The 16,795-nt window shown below is 42.1% G+C and carries 16 protein-coding genes and 2 pseudogenes; 10 read left to right on the top strand and 8 right to left on the bottom strand.

Going from position 1 to position 16,795, the window contains the following annotated elements; translation table 11 throughout:
• Positions 1-3: 3 nt before the first annotated feature.
• On the bottom strand, positions 4-1,779 hold the full coding sequence (locus V7K76_RS29365; RefSeq protein WP_334777359.1) for an SWIM zinc finger family protein: 1,776 nt from the start codon (positions 1,777-1,779) through the stop codon (positions 4-6).
• 541 nt (positions 1,780-2,320) lie between these two features.
• On the opposite strand from V7K76_RS29365, the gene lpdA reads away from it, so the two are divergent.
• From lpdA to V7K76_RS29345, 4 genes are all read left to right on the top strand, one after another.
• Positions 2,321-3,745, top strand: coding sequence for a dihydrolipoyl dehydrogenase (gene lpdA / locus V7K76_RS29360; RefSeq protein ID WP_334777357.1), 1,425 nt, complete (start codon positions 2,321-2,323; stop codon positions 3,743-3,745).
• A gap of 90 nt (positions 3,746-3,835) precedes the next feature.
• Entirely contained in the window at positions 3,836-4,726 is an 891-nt protein-coding gene (trpC, locus tag V7K76_RS29355; protein ID WP_334777355.1) for an indole-3-glycerol phosphate synthase TrpC, read from the top strand.
• Between the two features lie 243 nt (positions 4,727-4,969).
• Positions 4,970-5,221 (top strand): DUF5340 domain-containing protein, encoded by a 252-nt coding sequence (locus tag V7K76_RS29350; protein WP_179069134.1) that lies wholly within the window; start codon positions 4,970-4,972, stop codon positions 5,219-5,221.
• A gap of 288 nt (positions 5,222-5,509) precedes the next feature.
• Positions 5,510-6,178, top strand: coding sequence for a carbonic anhydrase (locus V7K76_RS29345; RefSeq protein WP_334777353.1), 669 nt, complete (start codon positions 5,510-5,512; stop codon positions 6,176-6,178).
• Positions 6,179-6,671: 493 nt separating this feature from the next.
• Here the strand turns inward: V7K76_RS29345 and V7K76_RS29340 are convergent, their stop codons facing one another.
• From V7K76_RS29340 to V7K76_RS29325, 4 genes are all read right to left on the bottom strand, one after another.
• Positions 6,672-6,830, bottom strand: coding sequence for a YqaE/Pmp3 family membrane protein (locus tag V7K76_RS29340; RefSeq protein WP_179065728.1), 159 nt, complete (start codon positions 6,828-6,830; stop codon positions 6,672-6,674).
• Positions 6,831-6,971: 141 nt separating this feature from the next.
• Positions 6,972-7,319, bottom strand: a complete 348-nt coding sequence (locus V7K76_RS29335; protein ID WP_334696878.1) for a translation initiation factor — start codon at positions 7,317-7,319, stop codon at positions 6,972-6,974.
• 51 nt (positions 7,320-7,370) lie between these two features.
• A complete protein-coding gene (locus V7K76_RS29330; protein WP_334777351.1) occupies positions 7,371-7,532 on the bottom strand; it encodes a hypothetical protein in 162 nt (53 codons plus the stop codon).
• On the bottom strand, positions 7,510-7,719 hold the full coding sequence (locus tag V7K76_RS29325) for a hypothetical protein (protein ID WP_334777350.1): 210 nt from the start codon (positions 7,717-7,719) through the stop codon (positions 7,510-7,512). Before V7K76_RS29325 ends, V7K76_RS29330 begins: the two co-directional genes overlap by 23 nt.
• A gap of 105 nt (positions 7,720-7,824) precedes the next feature.
• Between V7K76_RS29325 and trpB the strand changes: the two genes are divergently transcribed.
• The 6 genes and pseudogenes from trpB to V7K76_RS29295 all read left to right on the top strand — a co-directional run bounded on the left by trpB (position 7,825) and on the right by V7K76_RS29295 (position 12,735).
• Positions 7,825-9,057, top strand: a complete 1,233-nt coding sequence (trpB, locus tag V7K76_RS29320) for a tryptophan synthase subunit beta (RefSeq protein ID WP_334777349.1) — start codon at positions 7,825-7,827, stop codon at positions 9,055-9,057.
• A 32-nt stretch (positions 9,058-9,089) separates the two neighbouring features.
• The gene (locus V7K76_RS29315; protein ID WP_334777348.1) at positions 9,090-10,247 is read left to right on the top strand and encodes a class I SAM-dependent methyltransferase; all 1,158 of its coding nucleotides are present in this window, start codon (positions 9,090-9,092) and stop codon (positions 10,245-10,247) included.
• Between the two features lie 231 nt (positions 10,248-10,478).
• On the top strand, positions 10,479-10,766 hold the full coding sequence (locus V7K76_RS29310) for a hypothetical protein (RefSeq protein ID WP_334777347.1): 288 nt from the start codon (positions 10,479-10,481) through the stop codon (positions 10,764-10,766).
• 23 nt (positions 10,767-10,789) lie between these two features.
• Positions 10,790-11,173, top strand: a pseudogene (locus V7K76_RS29305) (CAP domain-containing protein); the annotation flags it as partial.
• A gap of 294 nt (positions 11,174-11,467) precedes the next feature.
• The gene (locus V7K76_RS29300; RefSeq protein WP_334777344.1) at positions 11,468-12,016 is read left to right on the top strand and encodes a CAP domain-containing protein; all 549 of its coding nucleotides are present in this window, start codon (positions 11,468-11,470) and stop codon (positions 12,014-12,016) included.
• An 89-nt stretch (positions 12,017-12,105) separates the two neighbouring features.
• Entirely contained in the window at positions 12,106-12,735 is a 630-nt protein-coding gene (locus tag V7K76_RS29295) for a ribonuclease H-like domain-containing protein (protein WP_334777342.1), read from the top strand.
• 570 nt (positions 12,736-13,305) lie between these two features.
• On the opposite strand, the pseudogene V7K76_RS29290 reads toward V7K76_RS29295, so the two are convergent.
• The 3 genes and pseudogenes from V7K76_RS29290 to V7K76_RS29280 form a co-directional block, all read right to left on the bottom strand.
• Positions 13,306-13,752, bottom strand: a pseudogene (locus tag V7K76_RS29290) (rhodanese-like domain-containing protein); the annotation flags it as partial.
• Positions 13,753-13,944: 192 nt separating this feature from the next.
• Positions 13,945-16,308, bottom strand: coding sequence for an NACHT domain-containing protein (locus V7K76_RS29285; protein WP_334777341.1), 2,364 nt, complete (start codon positions 16,306-16,308; stop codon positions 13,945-13,947).
• A 273-nt stretch (positions 16,309-16,581) separates the two neighbouring features.
• On the bottom strand, positions 16,582-16,795 hold a 214-nt coding region (locus V7K76_RS29280), incomplete at its 5' end, for a hypothetical protein (RefSeq protein ID WP_335030336.1).

Here is a 16,795-nt window from a genome sequence, read left to right as displayed (position 1 = left end):
TCTTCATTCCATACCCTTTTGCTTAAACATTCCCATCAATTTACGTTTACGGGCGTGGGTTTGCATCAAGTTTTCCCGATAGCTTAACCAGTCAGCTTTCTTTCCAGATTCCAAATAGGCATTGCGCGCCTTTTTCAACCATTCAACCGCGTAGTAGTAGTATTCGGCTTTACCTGCATCCATAATTTTTTCGGCACGGAGACGAGCATTAGCAATCACCCAACTAGGATTATGAGGGATAGCAGCATCCATGACTCGGTGAATTAATTCTGAATGATCAGAACTAAGTTCACTAGCGATCGCAATTGCATCATCAATTAGCCCTTCATGCAAGAATATGTCCAGCTTGGCTGATTCTGTTCCCCAACCACTATAAGTACGAACAATTCTCAGCAGGTCTGTTTTGACACTTTCCCAATTTTCCCCAGCCAATTCTGCCATCTTTTGGTAGTCCACAAAGGAGGGCTTGACTTGAAAAGCTGCCTTGATTGCTAATAAAGCAGCTTCACTATTACCCAACTCACTAGCTAAATCACTTGTCCAAATTCCCAATTCGTACTGACAATTACCTGGTAAACTTAACCCACTTTGGGCTATATCTAGTGCTTGCTGTAATGCTCCCTGAATGCTGAGTGTTTTCGCTAGGGCAAAAGCCTCTTCCATTGAGTTCATCTGGGTTTGAGCCGCATCAATTGCTTCTTCTACCCTGCCTAAACGCCCCAACATGGTCAGATATTGCTGGGTTTGCCCTTCCGCTTCTGCTAAATACAGGTATTCTTCATAACGTTCTTGACGTTCGAGAATTTTTAGCCGAATTAATGCCAAATCATCTGCATAATCTGGCACGTCTTCTTCCCAAGCTCCTCTTTCCGTAATATTACCTTGGAGAACTTGTAGCAATGGTGGATAATCCCAACCTTGGCGCAAAGCCTCCATAATCAGGCCAAAATCAACATTCCAATCATCTTGCCATGCTTCTAAATTGATTTGAATATCAACTTTTTCTTCTGGGGTAAGTTGGGTGCTGAGAATTGCTTCACACCAAGCACTATTTAATTCCTCGACAATTTCATCGTTTTCAGCGCCATATTCGGCAACATCATCCCAATTTTCCACACAGGTAGAGGTAATCGCTTCCAAAATAGCGATCGCATTTTCACCTTCTCCCCGTTCGCTAAAATCTACCGCAGTTTGCACCACACTCAGCAAATCTTCGCCAATGGGGTCTTCTTCATATCCTTCCTCAAAGTAGCGCACGGTATCCTTGAGAATCTGCCGTACTTGCCGTCGAAAGGGAGTCGGGTCAATAGTTCTGCGGCGCAGAGGTTTGATGTTTGTTTGGTTGTCAGCAGGATTCGTCATCCAACTTACATGACGGTCAATCGCCTCGATTAGTGGTGAGTATTCTGCGACTAACTCTTGCAGCAGCCTTTGAGTTTGGATATAATCTATGCGATTTAGTAGTTCTTCTAGGGTGGGGCGCTGCTCAATATTTTCTGAGTTACGGGCACAGACAAGCATCGTCGCCACAATATGTTTGCACCACCCTTCCAAGTCGTAGGCACAGGTGCATTTTACTGAAGTTAAGCCACTGCTATCGAAACTCAGGTTGACATGATAAGGTCTAGCTTCACTGCCTGTAACATCCGCCTGAAGCAGATGACCACGTTGGATAACGGCATTAACAGCACCAGCCTCATAATATGCCTCGCCTCGCTGGAAAGATTTGGCGTTGGCATGACGGCGGATAGTAAATTCACTAATTTGGGGAATAGACATCGAGCGATCGCCTGTGTAAATCCTCTGGATGAATCCTAAATCCAGCTTAGTGTTAGGCTAACGCGCTGTAAAGAAAAAGGTGTGGGTATTGGGCATTGGGCATTGGGAATCGGGATGAGAATGCAATTTTTATTCATTAGACATCTCCAGAAATTAAAGATGCGTTACCCATAACCCTTGTAGAGACGTAGCAGTGCTACGTCAAAACAATTCTTTTTCGGAGATGTCTATTAACTAGCTCAGAACTGAAATCAGCTTCATTATCCTGCAAATACTCACCTAATTCATTGTCGCTTTTCTGGGAAAACCAAACCATATAATGAAAATATCCATATTTTCGCCAGAAGTGAGTGAATCATAATTTAAGTTAGCAACACCCAAACCTGAAATCAGTGAACAGTCAACAGTAAACAGTCAGGGTAATGTAAGGTGAGGGATTTAGAGTTCAGCGATAAAACTGATAACTGATAACTGTTAAAAGGATTGCGCTGATTGTCGGTCAAGTTGAGAATAAATAGGCGAAGCAGACGGGGAAACTAACGTGAGTCAAGGATATGATTACGATTTAGTAATTATCGGCGCTGGTGTAGGCGGACATGGCGCAGCCTTACACGCCGTAAGTTGTGGTTTGAAAACAGCAATTATTGAAGCTGCTGATATGGGAGGAACCTGTGTTAATCGGGGCTGTATTCCTTCTAAAGCGCTGCTGGCGGCATCTGGACGTGTGCGGGAGTTACGCAATGCCCACCACCTCAAGTCACTGGGAATTCAAATTGGTAGCGTGGAATTCGATCGCCAAGCGATCGCCAACCATGCTACCAATCTCGTCTCGAAAATTCAAGGCGATTTAACCAACAGCCTCAAACGTCTAGGAGTCGATATCATCCGAGGCTGGGGAAAAATCGTTGGGGCGCAAAAAGTCTCGATCTCTGGAGACGGCGGTGAAAAAACCATCACAGCCAAAGACATCATCCTTTCACCTGGTTCAATTCCTTTTGTACCTCCGGGGATTGAAGTAGACGGCAAAACTGTCTTTACCAGCGATCAAGGTGTAAAATTAGAGTCTTTACCAGACTGGATAGCCATTATTGGTAGTGGTTACATCGGCTTGGAATTTTCTGATATTTACTCAGCTTTGGGTTGTGAAATCACCTTAATTGAAGCCCTAGATCAGTTAATGCCAGGATTTGACCGCGATATTGCCAAACTTGCTGAACGGGTGCTGATTACTCCCCGCGATATTGAAACGAAAGTCGGGATATACGCCAAAAAAGTTATCCCAGGTTCACCCGTGGTAATTGAGTTAGCAGATTTCAAAACCAAAGAAGATGTAGATGTCATCGAAGTAGATGCTTGCTTGGTAGCTACGGGACGCATCCCAGCGACCAAAAATCTGGGTTTAGAGTCTGTGGGTGTAGAACTCGATCGGCGGAATTTTATCCCAGTTGACGATCGCATGGCAGTGCTATCAGCAGGTGAAGTCGTGCCGCATTTGTGGGCAATTGGCGACGCTAATGGGAAGATGATGTTGGCACATGCGGCTTCTGCTCAAGGCATCATCGCGGTAGAAAACATAGTTGGGAGGGAAAGAATAGTAGACTATCGCAGCATCCCCGCAGCAGCGTTTACCCACCCAGAAGTTAGCTATGTGGGCTTAACAGAAACAGCAGCTAAGGAGTTAGGACAAGCCGAAGGATTTGAAATCGCCACAAGTAGGAGTTATTTCAAAGGAAATTCCAAAGCTTTAGCAGAAAATGAAGCCGACGGTATTGCCAAAGTGATATATCGCAAAGACACCGGAGAAGTCTTGGGCGTTCACATTTTCGGACTGCACGCCTCAGACTTAATTCATGAAGCGTCAGCTGCGATCGCCAACCGTCAATCTGTCCAAAGCTTGGCACATCTAGTTCACGCCCACCCGACACTCTCGGAAGTCTTAGACGAAGCTTATAAACGAGCCATTTAGTTATTTGTCCTTTGTCATTTGTCCTTTGCTAATAAACAAGGACAAATGACCATTGACAAATGACCACTGACCAATGACTAATGACAAATTATGCAAATCCGTCGTCGTTCACCTAACCCAGCTATTGATGTATCAATATTACGTTATCAGGCTGCCGTGCCTGATGCAGCGCCAAACAACATTTTGGAAGAAATTGTCTGGCAGAAAGAAGTAGAATATGACCAAATGCGGGAAAAGGTTCCTTTGCAAGAATTGGTGAAACAGGTACTCACTGCGCCGCCAACCCGTGATTTTGTCGCCGCTTTGCGCCAAGGTAAGACTAAACCAGCATTGATTGCCGAAGTTAAAAAAGCTTCACCTAGCAAAGGCGTTTTACGAGCAGATTTTGACCCAGTAGCGATCGCCCTTTCTTATCAACAAGGTGGTGCTAGTTGTCTTTCGGTGCTAACAGATGTCAAGTTTTTTCAAGGCAGTTTTGACAATTTAGCCAAGGTTCGCGCTGCCGTAGATTTACCCCTACTGTGCAAAGAGTTTATTATTTATGCTTACCAAATATACTTAGCGCGGGTTCAGGGTGCAGATGCTATTTTGTTGATTGCAGCTATCCTGAGCGATCAAGATTTGAAATACTTCCTGAAAATTGCTAACAATCTGAAAATGGCAGCCTTGATTGAAGTCCATAGCTTGGCAGAACTTGACCGTGTGTTAGCCTTGGATGGAGTCTCCTTGGTAGGAATCAATAATCGCAATTTGGAAGATTTCTCTGTTGATCTGCAAACTACTTACCAACTTTTAGCTGCAAGGGGTAGCCAATTGCAGGAGAAAAACATCCTTGTTGTCAGCGAGTCAGGACTACACAACCCAGATGATTTGAGTTTGGTGCTGACAGCAGGCGCATCTGCTGTACTCATTGGAGAATCCTTGGTAAAACAACCAGATCCCGGCGCTGCGATCGCCCATATATTACCGAGGAATTTCTGAAAAGTTACACCTTCCCTGCCCTAAAAAGCGCAGGGCAACTGCACAAAATAGTTGGCAATTGGGCATACTATGCGTAGATACGCAGCATTTTGCCATTAAATATCATCAATATCTTTGCCAAATCTTCATTGCTAATCAAATTAAAGCCATAAACAATTAGTTATTTCTTATGTAACAATTCATTAATAAGAGACAAACTCTGACTGATAAAAAATACCAAATATAAAATCAAAATTTAACTTCATGGAGCAAATCCCTCTACCTTCACCTATTCATTACGAACTTATACTTCAACTCTTAGAAAGACAAACTATGTTAGCAGTAAATGATAATCCAGATTTACGGCATCAAGTGAATCAGCTAATTATTACTCTCCGTAAAGCTGCTGTACAACAAAAGCGACTAGAAGAAATTTGTGAGTTTTCCTCTGTAACTATTGATCACCGTTGGTCAATCAACCATCATCACGATAACAAAGTTGTTGCCCCCGATTGAAGCTGATAACTTAATATCTCAACCTCAAATTTGCCATCTTTGTGAAGTTATCTTAGCTATCATCAGAAAGTTTATCTGTGTATTGAAGGAGTCAGTACTTACAAGTTACACCGCACTTACTCGATAAACGCTATAGCTTTTGACAATTTATACAAAAATCATATTAATGCTGTAGAAAAACATTGTCATCTTGATAATATTTTAGCTCTGAAAAAGTTCATCTTGATTTAAAGAAAACTGTAGATAAGTTAAAATATTGATGAGATTCTCTCTCAAATTTGACGAAAGATGAAATATAACAGCATTGATGAACTCTTCAGAAATAATCAGGCTTGGGTTGCCGAGAAACTAGCTATAGACCCAACTTACTTTGAAGAATTATCTACCGGACAAACACCACCTTTTCTATACATTGGGTGTTCTGATAGTCGTCTGGCATTAACAAGCTTTACCCGTACAGAACCAGGAGAGTTATTTGTACATCGTAATATTGCCAATCAAGTTTCTCTAACAGATATAAACTTTTTAGCCGTTTTAGAATACGCAATTTTACATCTGAAAGTGGAACACGTAATCGTTTGTGGTCACTATGATTGTGGAGGAATTAAAGCCGCTTTAGAAGGAAGAACCATCGGAATTCTTGATAACTGGGTAAATCCGATTCGGGAACTGTATTTAGAGAAACAAGAAGAAATTGATGCCTTGCCAACAAGAGAAGAACGTCTGAATCGTTTGGCGGAAATCAATGTTGTGGCGCAAGTGAAAAATCTTTACCAAACTTCCATCATGCGTCAGGTACTCCATCAGCGAAAAGCGCCTATGGTTCACGGCTGGGTACTAAATATACGCACTGGATTAATCAAAGATTTGAATGTATCAACTGTGCAATGGCAATTACACATCTGCCCCTTACTTCTAGAGTTTAGACTGTATGCGATGTTAAAGAATGAGAGCTAATTCAGCATTTCCCGCCACAAACAAGCCTAAATTTGAAACTTGATAAATACTATTTTTACAACTTTTATTTAGATATTGGATTTTATTAGGTAGTAACTATAGGGTTTGAGACGCGCTAGCCCTAATAAAACAACCCTTGTAGAGACGGCGATTTATCGCGTCTCAAAAACCCAAAATTGTTGCCAATTTATCGCGTCTCAAAACCTAAAATTGTTACCAGTAGCCCTTAGGGACTTCCAAATATAAAAATATTCAATTAACTCTTGTGGGGTGGGCGTCTCGCCCGCCCTATGGACTGGGCGCTCATGTTGCCCACCCCACAATATTGGATAATTTATTTCTTGGAGTTCCCTTAACTGAACTGTATTGAACTATAAAATAGTTAATCTCATAACCTTTTTTATAGAGGCAATTCATGAATTGCCCCTACACCAACATTGCTCAGAATTAGTAACGCCAATATTGGTACACTCAACCTATCTTTTACAAAGAATTATTTTTTAGCAATTATCCACACTGCATGAATAATCCCAGGAATGTAACCAAAAAGCGTCAAAAGTATGTTAATCCAAAAATCTATACCAAAACCTACTTGTAAAAAAACTCCCAAAGGCGGCAGGAAAATGGCACACAGAATCCGAACTAAATCCATTTAAACCTCCTGTTCATCTCACAAAAAACAGCTTGTTGGTGAAGTAGTTTACTACTTTTCAAGCATACTTGTACCTTTCAAAGATAACATTCTCTCTGTTAATCTAGGTCATGCTTAAGATGCGGGAAACCACACTTAACATTAGCCACCGCTAATTTTTGCTTTGTAACCTAGCTTGGTCAAAATCTCGACAATTTTCTGCTTGTGTTCGCCCTGAATTTCAATTTCGTTATCTTTAACTGTCCCACCAGTACCACACTGAGTTTTCAACTGCTTCACCAAATCTGCCAAGGTTTCCGGTTTGACTTGAAAACCACTAACCACTGTGACGGTTTTCCCTTTGCGTCCTTTGCGGGAAGCTTGTACTTTAAGATTTTGTTGTTGTGGGGGCAGTTCTGGAATTGGTCTTTCTGTAGCGGCTGAGTTGTCATTGCCAAATTCGCGGTAGACAAAGCCTTTGTCGGAAGATTTGGGATTGGAAGAAGACATAAAAATGAATGTTTAAGAAAAATTTCAAAGGCAGTGGAAACTTCTACGTAACTATTCTGCTGGGATGTCAATTTCTAGGCTAACATCACAAACACATTGCAAGGGATTCAAAATAATTGGGCATTGGGCATTGGGCATAAGAGGCAGAGGATAAAAACTGACTGCAACTTCTACTCCCTCATCCCCCTCATCACCCCACTCTCCATACCCCATGTCCGAATGGCACTAAGAAAAGGCGAAAGGCTTGTGTCACCTCGTTCCCAGTCTGAAGACTGGGAATGTATTCCAAGAGGCTGCTGCCTCTGGTCAGCCCACTGGAGGCGGAGCCTCCGAGAATGGGTTCCCAGCCTCCAGGCTGGGAACCAGTTAGAGCAAAGCTTATAGCTTTTCTTAGTGCCATTCCCCCATGCCCAATGCCCCATGCCCCATTCCCCATTCCCCATTCCCCAGATATGCCCCAGACTTTCTATAATAATTAAGTCATTCCCGTCATCAAAAACAGCCTGTGACTACCACTCCTCTATCTCCAAGAATTGCTCAGGTTCCAGATACGCTAGGCCGCTTTGGACGCTTTGGCGGTAAGTATGTACCTGAAACGCTTATGCCTGCCCTTGCTGAGTTAGAAACAGCTTATCAGCAATACCGCAATGACCCCAGTTTTCAAGCAGAACTACAGCAGTTGTTACGGGACTATGTAGGACGTGCGACACCATTGTATTTTGCTGAACGGCTGACTGCTAATTATGCCCGACCCGATCGCACCGGGCCACAAATTTACTTGAAACGTGAAGATTTAAATCATACTGGCGCTCACAAAATCAATAATGCTCTTGGTCAGGTATTGTTGGCAAAACGCATGGGTAAGCAACGGATTATTGCCGAAACGGGTGCGGGACAACATGGAGTTGCGACAGCCACAGTTTGCGCTCGTTTTGGGCTGGAATGCGTGATTTACATGGGCGTTCAAGACATGGAACGCCAAGCTTTAAATGTGTTCAGAATGCGGCTGATGGGGGCAGAAGTGCGTCCGGTAGAGGCGGGAACTGGAACTTTGAAGGATGCGACTTCTGAAGCAATTCGGGATTGGGTGACAAATGTAGAAAGTACCCACTACATCCTGGGTTCAGTCGCAGGGCCACATCCTTACCCAATGATGGTACGTGATTTCCATGCAGTAATCGGCGAAGAAACTCGCGCCCAAGCAATAGAAAAGTGGGGTGGATTGCCTGATATTTTGTTGGCTTGTGTGGGTGGTGGTTCCAATGCAATGGGGCTATTTTATGAATTTATTAATGAGTCTTCTATACGATTAATTGGGGTTGAGGCAGCTGGAGAAGGTGTCAATACTCAAAAACACGCAGCAACCTTGACAAAAGGACGAGTTGGTGTATTGCATGGAGCAATGAGCTATCTGCTGCAAGATGAAGATGGGCAAATCATTGAGGCACACTCAATTAGTGCCGGATTAGATTATCCCGGTGTGGGCCCAGAACATAGCTATTTGAAAGATACTGGTCGCGCTGAATACTATAGTGTGACGGATGCAGAGGCTTTAGAGGCATTCCAGCGATTATCGAAATTGGAGGGGATTATCCCGGCATTAGAAACAGCCCATGCGATCGCCTACCTCGAAACCCTCTGTCCTCAACTAACTGGCAGTCCTCGGATTGTCATTAACTGCTCTGGACGCGGTGATAAAGATGTACAAACAGTAGCCAAGTTATTATATCCAGCGTAAATCTACGTAAAATATTGGGAAAAAAGCAATATATGGATCAACAATTCAAACACGCGATGCTACCGCAACCTACTCACGACGAGTTAGCACGCCAAAACTTTGTGCAAAGTCTAAAAATGCACATTTTCAGGAATATCTCTCCTGGTAATAAGGTAGTTTATGAAAAACTAGGCAAGCCGAGATTTGAACAAGAACATCAGCGTCCCCCCCAGAATCGTTTTGAAATTCGGGAAGTAATGCAGCACGAACCCTATTATCGCTGGACTAGTGCCCTCAAGCGCATCAACCAGGAAATGTTATGGGATGCTGTAAATGCCAACGTTGACAGACAACTACCAGAATTGATTGAGCGCGCCAAAGATCAAGGAGGTGAACTGGGTACTTTAACCCTTGACTCAAATTTTGAAATACCTACTCATCAAAAAGCTGTAGATATTCACTGTATGCCTGGAGGATATCACAGTGAATTCACCGCTGATGATGTCACTGCCGGCGCAACCTACGATCGCGGCGTTTATGTTTATGGTCTAGGTTGGTTGGGGCCCCTGAACGATGATATGGGGCTATCTATAGTTCAAAACTACCTACTATCAGAACATCCTGACTTTCGACCGAGAAAAATCCTTGATATGGGATGTTCTGTCGGCAATAGTACATTACCTTATGTAGATGGTTTCCCAGATGCAGAAGTCCATGCTATAGATGTAGGTGCATCTATGCTGCGTTACGCTCATGCAAGAGCCGAAGCTTTGGGAAAACGGGTACACTTCTCTCAGCAAAATGCCGAACACACTAACTTCCCTGATGAATCATTTGATTTAGTGGTTTCTCACATTTTACTGCATGAAATTCCCCCGCCAGCCATCCGTAAAGTTATGCAAGAATCTTATCGTCTACTGGCTCCTGGCGGCATGATGATCCATGTGGAAGCACCCCTTTATCGTCACATGGATGTTTATACGCAGTTTATTTATGATTGGGAAACCGCTAACAACAACGAACCCTTCTGGAGTGCTGCACGCGATCTGGATTTGGTATCCCTAGTTACTAAGGCTGGTTTTGCAGCAGATAAGGTTCTCGAGAAATTTGTCCCAAATGGAGCGTGGAAAGCCAAGGTAACGAATGGACTGTTTAAAAATGGGAAATCAGGCAGTCAAGGCACTTGGTTTGTAGTTGCTGCAACTAAGTAGTAATTCGTAATTCGTAACGGAACTCCAAGAAATAAATTATCCAATATTGTGGGGTGGGCGTCTCGCCCGCCCAGTCCATAGGGCGGGCGAGACGCCCACCCCACAAGAGTTAATTGGATATTTTTTTATTTGGAAGTCCCTAATTCGTAATTCGTAATTGAGAAAGTCGGATTTTCTCTGGGTTTCCGGCTTTTTTTTGTGTAGTGTTATTTTTGGAGAATTGGTATTCGGATGGTAAAAATAGCTAAGGGTAAACGGCCTGTTTACTTAGAAAATCCGCAAACTGATAAATTGCTAGCGATCGTTATGGCTTTGGCTGGCGAGGTATCTGTGCTGCATGAACGGCTGGACACCATTGAAAGGTTGCTAGAAGTTAAAGGGATTTTATCGGCTACTGAGATTGAAGCTTATGAGCCGGATACCACAGTAACTCAGGAACGGGAACAGTGGCGGGCAGAATATATTGCTAGGGTGTTACGCGTGGTACAAGAAGAGTTGGAAACCCTTAACCAAAGCTAGTCTTTCAGATGGTAGAACCTAGCATCGACACTGCTGCTCTAGAACAGTCAATTTTCAACCAAATAAATAGCTACAGAGTTTCTCAAGGGCTACCAGTTTTGACTCGTAATGCTGCGATCGATAATCAAGTCAGGATTCACAGCCAAAACATGGCTAATGGCGCAGTTACCTTTGGACATACGGGATTTTCACAGCGAATTATAGCGATCGGTATTTCTTACAGAGCCGCTAGTGAAAATGTCGCTTTTAATCAGGGATATAGCGATCCTGCCAAAATAGCTGTTCAAGGATGGCTTGAAAGTCCAGGGCATCTTGCCAATATTAGAGGTAATTACGATCGCACAGGGATTGGTGTCGCTAGTAACAGTGGAGGCGAAATCTACTTCACACAAATCTTTCTTCGCTGATCGTTTTGGCGAAATTGAGGTTTTTTCTGAAATTCTTTGTTAATGTAAACTACATCTAATTTGCATATCTCATATTAATTCCTGAAAATTTCAAATTTTCAGCAAAATTAACCGTAATTTTCATGAAGTTGACTATTGAAGTATTGACAATTACAAATGATTGTTTATGTTCCTTATATAAGGATGTAGCCAAATTGCCGAAATTCATCAATACTTAATAGTATTGTGGTGCATATCGTCGGAACAATGAGCTAAAGTATAAGTCTTATATCTCTACACATTACGCAATTCTCCATGTTCCGACAAACTGCTTTTGGCATCGCTTTAAGTGCGCTTGTCCTTGCTAGTGGATTAACGGCTGTTCCGATACCAACTCATACTTCTACGAATACATCCACCCGTAATAAGCTGTTGTCGCTTTTTTCTAGTCAGGTTGCAATATCGACTCCTACTTTTAAAACTACTGAGCTAGAAAAATCAGTATTTGACCAAATTAATCGATATCGGGCTTCTAAAGGGCTACCAAAGTTGATTTTAAATGCAAATTTAACTCGACAGGCAAGAATTCATAGTCAAAATATGGCTAAAGGTAAAACCCCATTTAGCCATCAGGGATTTGAAGGACGAGTCAAGGCTATCCCTCTTCGCTACAACAGTGCGGCGGAAAATGTTGCTTTTAATCGGGGATATAGCAACCCTGTAGAGGAAGCTGTTACTGGTTGGATCAAGAGTCCTGGGCATCTAAAGAATTTGAAAGGAAATTATAACCTCACTGGAATCGGCGTTGCTACTAATAATCAAGGTGAAGTCTACCTGACACAAATGTTTTTTCGCACTAGGTAGATTTAATTTTTGACTTTTCTGCACAATAATAATGTAGTGTCTGACAAGACTTTTGTTTGCTGGGCACTGCTATTTTTTTTAAAAGATTGATGACATTACAAGATTTTCAGGTGAGCGATCGCGATCTCAGTGACGCAGCCCTTAGCCAGTATTTAGAATCGACAGCGATCGCAGTTGATACAGAGACAATGGGATTATTGCCACTGCGCGATCGCTTGTGTCTTGTCCAGCTGTCCAACCCAGAGGGGAAAGTGACTGTGATCCGCATAGCTAAAGGACAAACTGACGCGCCCAACTTAAAAAAACTCTTAGAAGCAGTCAATGTCGTAAAAGTGTTTCACTTTGCTCGATTTGACTTGGCTACTTTGCGAGCTAATCTGGGGATTCAGGTTAGTCCTGTTTTTTGTACTAAAATTGCTAGTAAATTAGCCCGTACTTACACAAATCGCCACGGACTTAAAGATGTGGTGCAAGAGTTAGAAAAAGTGGAACTAGATAAAAGCTCTCAAAGTTCTGATTGGGGTAACGCGGCTAGCTTATCTGAAGCTCAACTAAGTTATGCTGCCAATGATGTGCGCTATTTACTTAGCGTGCAACAGAAGCTAATCGAAATGCTCAAACGAGAAGAACGTTGGCAAGTTGCTCAAGAATGCTTTGAATTTCTGCCAACGATAGTTTCCCTAGATTTGTGGCAATTTAAGGATTTGTTTGAACATTGATCAAATAGGGAATGGGGAGTAGGGACAAGAAATTCTTATTGCTTGTCGATCTTTTATCAAGCGAAGTTTGAGGGGTAAAGAAGCGAACCACAGAGGCGCAGAGGACGCAGAGTGAGAGAAAAAAGAGAGTTTTAAGAAGTGTCTCACCCATCAAATTTCAATTTCTCTTCTTTATCTCTTAACTTTGCGCTCTCTGCGTCCTTCTCCCAAAGGGAGACGCTGCGCGAATGCGGTTCGTTCTTTTATCCGTCAAATTTAATGGTACAGACCACTAGTGATATGTCAAATTGAAATTTATAGGTAAGTTGTAGTAAGGACTAAAGTGCTTACTACAAACCCCCATGCTAAGTTATTTTTTGCTTAAGAGCCAAAGTTGGAATCATCAGTGTTTCTAGGAGTTTTAGATTCATCAAGATTTTTCTTGACATTACTAGCTCCCTCCTGAATGCCTTCCTTGAGGTTACTGGCTCCCTCTTGAATGCCTTCCTTGAGGTTACTAGCTCCCTCTTGAATACCTTCTTTGAGATTACTGACTCCCTGCTTAATGGCTTCCGTAGTGCTACTACCACCCTTTTGGAGATTTTCTTGGTGATTTTGTAGCCGGGCTACAACATTGTAATCATCTGCACCAGGGGGAGTTCTTGATTCAACAATCCCTTCTGTTGGGCCACCAATCTCCTTCCATCCAGCAAGACCACCTTTGAGTTGGGAGACATGCTCAAATCCATTAGAACGTAGTTGTTGTGCGGCTTCGGCAGTTTCTTGCTCATTAGCGCCGTAAACGTAAATATCACGGCTTTTATCCAAAGAAGATATTGCACGCTCTACCAATTCATCTATTGGCGTTGGTATCGCTCCCAGGATGTGACCTTGGTTGTAGGTCGTGCGATCGCGCACATCCAATATTGTAAAAGCTGGTTCGCCCCATTCCAACCGACTCTTCAGGATATGAGCATCAGATTGTGCTGCTATTGGTTGCTGTGGGGGAATGATGCCGCCTACTAAATTATTTGTCATAAGTGCTCCTTGCTGACGATATTAATAGCAATTTAACGGTTCGACATATTTAATTGCTCTTTCGCTGGTATGAATCTCCTCTAACCCTTTCCTCAGATATAGGAACCTGTGCAGACTTACGAACAAAAAGATCCCCGACTTCTTGAAGATGCCTAATGAGTTGATAAAATATTAGCTGGAAATACAAAATATTTAGCTATTAGTATCGGAATTGCGTACCTTTTCAATATCTGCGATCGCTAATAATAATGTCTCCTCAATGTCCTCTCGTACTCTTGCAGTTACATCAGCAGCACTATTGAGGCAATCTACTAGCAATTTATTCACATCGTAATATTGCTGAAGTAATTCTTTTTGCTGCTCATCGAATTGCCAATCGTAACCAATATTGCGATACTTAATCACTATATCTCTTAATTGTTCACCCCAGACTTTCCCCTTAGCTTGCCACCATTCCCTAAATTTCTCTGGATTGCTGTCTATAGATGGCAGTTGTTTTTTAAGTTTTTGCAACACTTGCTTCAATTTCGGATTAACAACAAGATCAACAGTTTCATCAAAAGCAATGGCAAAGGCATGAGCATGATCGAGGGCATCATTGAGGCTATGCTCAAAGGCAAAATCAAGTTCGTTAATACAGGCAATAGTACTAAATAGAAATTCATCAAGAGCAAGGTCAGGGTCAAAAGCGATGTTACCAACAAGGGCGTATTCAAGGTCATAACCAGAAGGATAAACAAAGGCGCGATGTGAGCTTTGCTCAACGCAAACCAGGTAAAAAGCACGAATGGCTGCTGCTTTGTATTGGGTAGATACGGAACTAGATTTCTGGTGTAGCCAGGTTAGAAAATACTGTAATCTCTTGTCTTCAGCTACTAGCAAATCAATTTTTTGCTTCATAATCTGTAGAATTTCATCAGAATTTGCCAACATACCAACAGTTAATAAAAATACTTCCTGCCAGCGCTTTTCAGTTATATGATTAACTAGATTATTCCAATTTTGGACTTGAGGAAATTCAACAAATTTTCTAGCTGTAAAATACTTTTGGAGCGTCAAATGAGAAAAGGAGTAAATTTCTTGTGCCCTTTGCACCAATAACCCATTTTGTACTTCAATCTCTTTTAAAACTGCTTCTTGAACTAGCTGCAATTGAGTTGCTTCTGAATTAATTCCGGCTAAAGTATCCAGATAGTCAGCAATAAGTTGCAGAATCTTTTCTTTTTCAAAAAAGTAATCTCCATGCTCAAAGGTTATAGCCGCAAGTTGAGAAAGTAGCTTTTTTTTGCTGACTAGAGTCAAATTATCACCAACGCGATCGCGTTTAATACCTCTAATTTCATCCCATCTGAACATCAAAATATTCAGTGCTTGTTCATATAACTTCGCTGGGTTTAAGGAGAATCCATCTTTTACTTGGAACACTAGGCAAATCCAATGCAACAGTATTGGAGTAACTGCTAATTCTCGGATATGCTGATTTTCTGGTAGATGCAGCTGATTAATAAATAAATTTCCTATGACTTCCCCATCTTCCCTGGAATTAAAAGCAACTGCAACAAACCAATTTTTTGCAAAAATCTCTACTTGCTCTTGGTCAAAGTCTGCCACCTCAACTTCAGTAAATCCCTGAAATCTGTATTTATGGGCAGCAATTCGACAACTAATAACAAACTGATTCCGATAAAAAGTCTGAGCAAATCTACGAATTTCTCTTGTGACTTGATCTGCTTTTTCTACTGCTACTTCATCTAATCCATCTAGCAAAATCAGCAGTTTTCCCTCAGCTAGCAGAATTTTGGTTGATTCTTGTTCAATACTGCAATTGATAAATTCTTGAATGATGTAGTTCAATAGATTCAATTGGCTGTCACTTTGAGCATCTTCAGCAAATTCTTTCATCCTAATAAAAATGGCAATGCGGTTTGGCTGAAACTTGCCTTTGTTACACTCAATCGCTAAATATTGTAAAAATGTGGTTTTACCCGATCCTGGTTTACCCAGCACCATTAGTTTTGAGTGCTGCAATACTACTTCTAAGCCTGGTAATTTTCTCTGACTCTTGTATCCTCCAAGTTGATTAAAATTTGATTCAGATTTGAAGTCTTTCAACAGGTCAGAAATTTCTCGCCATTGCAGGTTAGTTATCTTCTCTAAAATATTAATATCGGTGTAAATATCGATCAGTTGGATTGTCTGGGTAATATCCAACATTTGCAAGGTGCTGCACTGGTCTTGAATTTTGTCTTGGCGTTTTTGCCGCACTTCCCGCACCAGTGTATCGAGATCAGCACTTTTGAATTGCGTTTTAGGAGTTGTCTCAAATGCCACATCTTCAGGTAAGCCAGCGACCTTTTGCCAAGATAACCCTAGCTGTTGGCAAATTTGCACAAAACAAGAGCGGGAAATCGACTCACCTGCAAAAAATTTGGAAACTGGTTGACGTGTAATGCCTAAAGCTGTTGCTAATTTATGCTGACTCCAAGTTTTGTCTGTTAAAGCTGTTTTCGCTGCCCTTATACCTTCTGGTGATGCTCTCAGTCCTTGGCTGGTCATAGTCTCAGGCTGAAATTTGTAGTATAGTATATGCTTACGAGGGTAGCTATATGTAACTTACTTTTACAAGGTATTTCCGACGTATTGAAATATACTTTTTTGGAAGATGAATCGCTCTTTAAGGATAAGTATAAAGTTGATTGGAAATTTTAACAGAGGTTCAAGCAGTAGCTACAAATGCAACACGGTAAGATGTAAGTAACCCAGGTTTTGAAGTGCGTTGGCTACACCTACGCACTTGCTAATTACATTAGACGCAAGCAGCGTCCACTATCAGCCAGACTGATTCTGGACTGCTTGTTGTACTTGCACCACTGTCAAATCGAGAGCCACCGCTACTTGTTCCACACTCAATCCTAATGCCAATAACCGAGGAATAGCTTCTAACTTAGCTTCCTGGCGACCTTCCTGGCGACCTTCCTGGCGACCTTCCTGGCGACCTTCCTGGCGACCTTCCTGGCGACCTTCCTGGCGACCTTCCTGGCGA

This window comes from Nostoc sp. (assembly GCF_036917975.1).
Taxonomy (GTDB): domain Bacteria; phylum Cyanobacteriota; class Cyanobacteriia; order Cyanobacteriales; family Nostocaceae; genus Nostoc.
The sequence above is the reverse complement of the archived record's forward strand: the minus strand, read 5'-3'. Positions and strand labels throughout refer to the sequence as shown.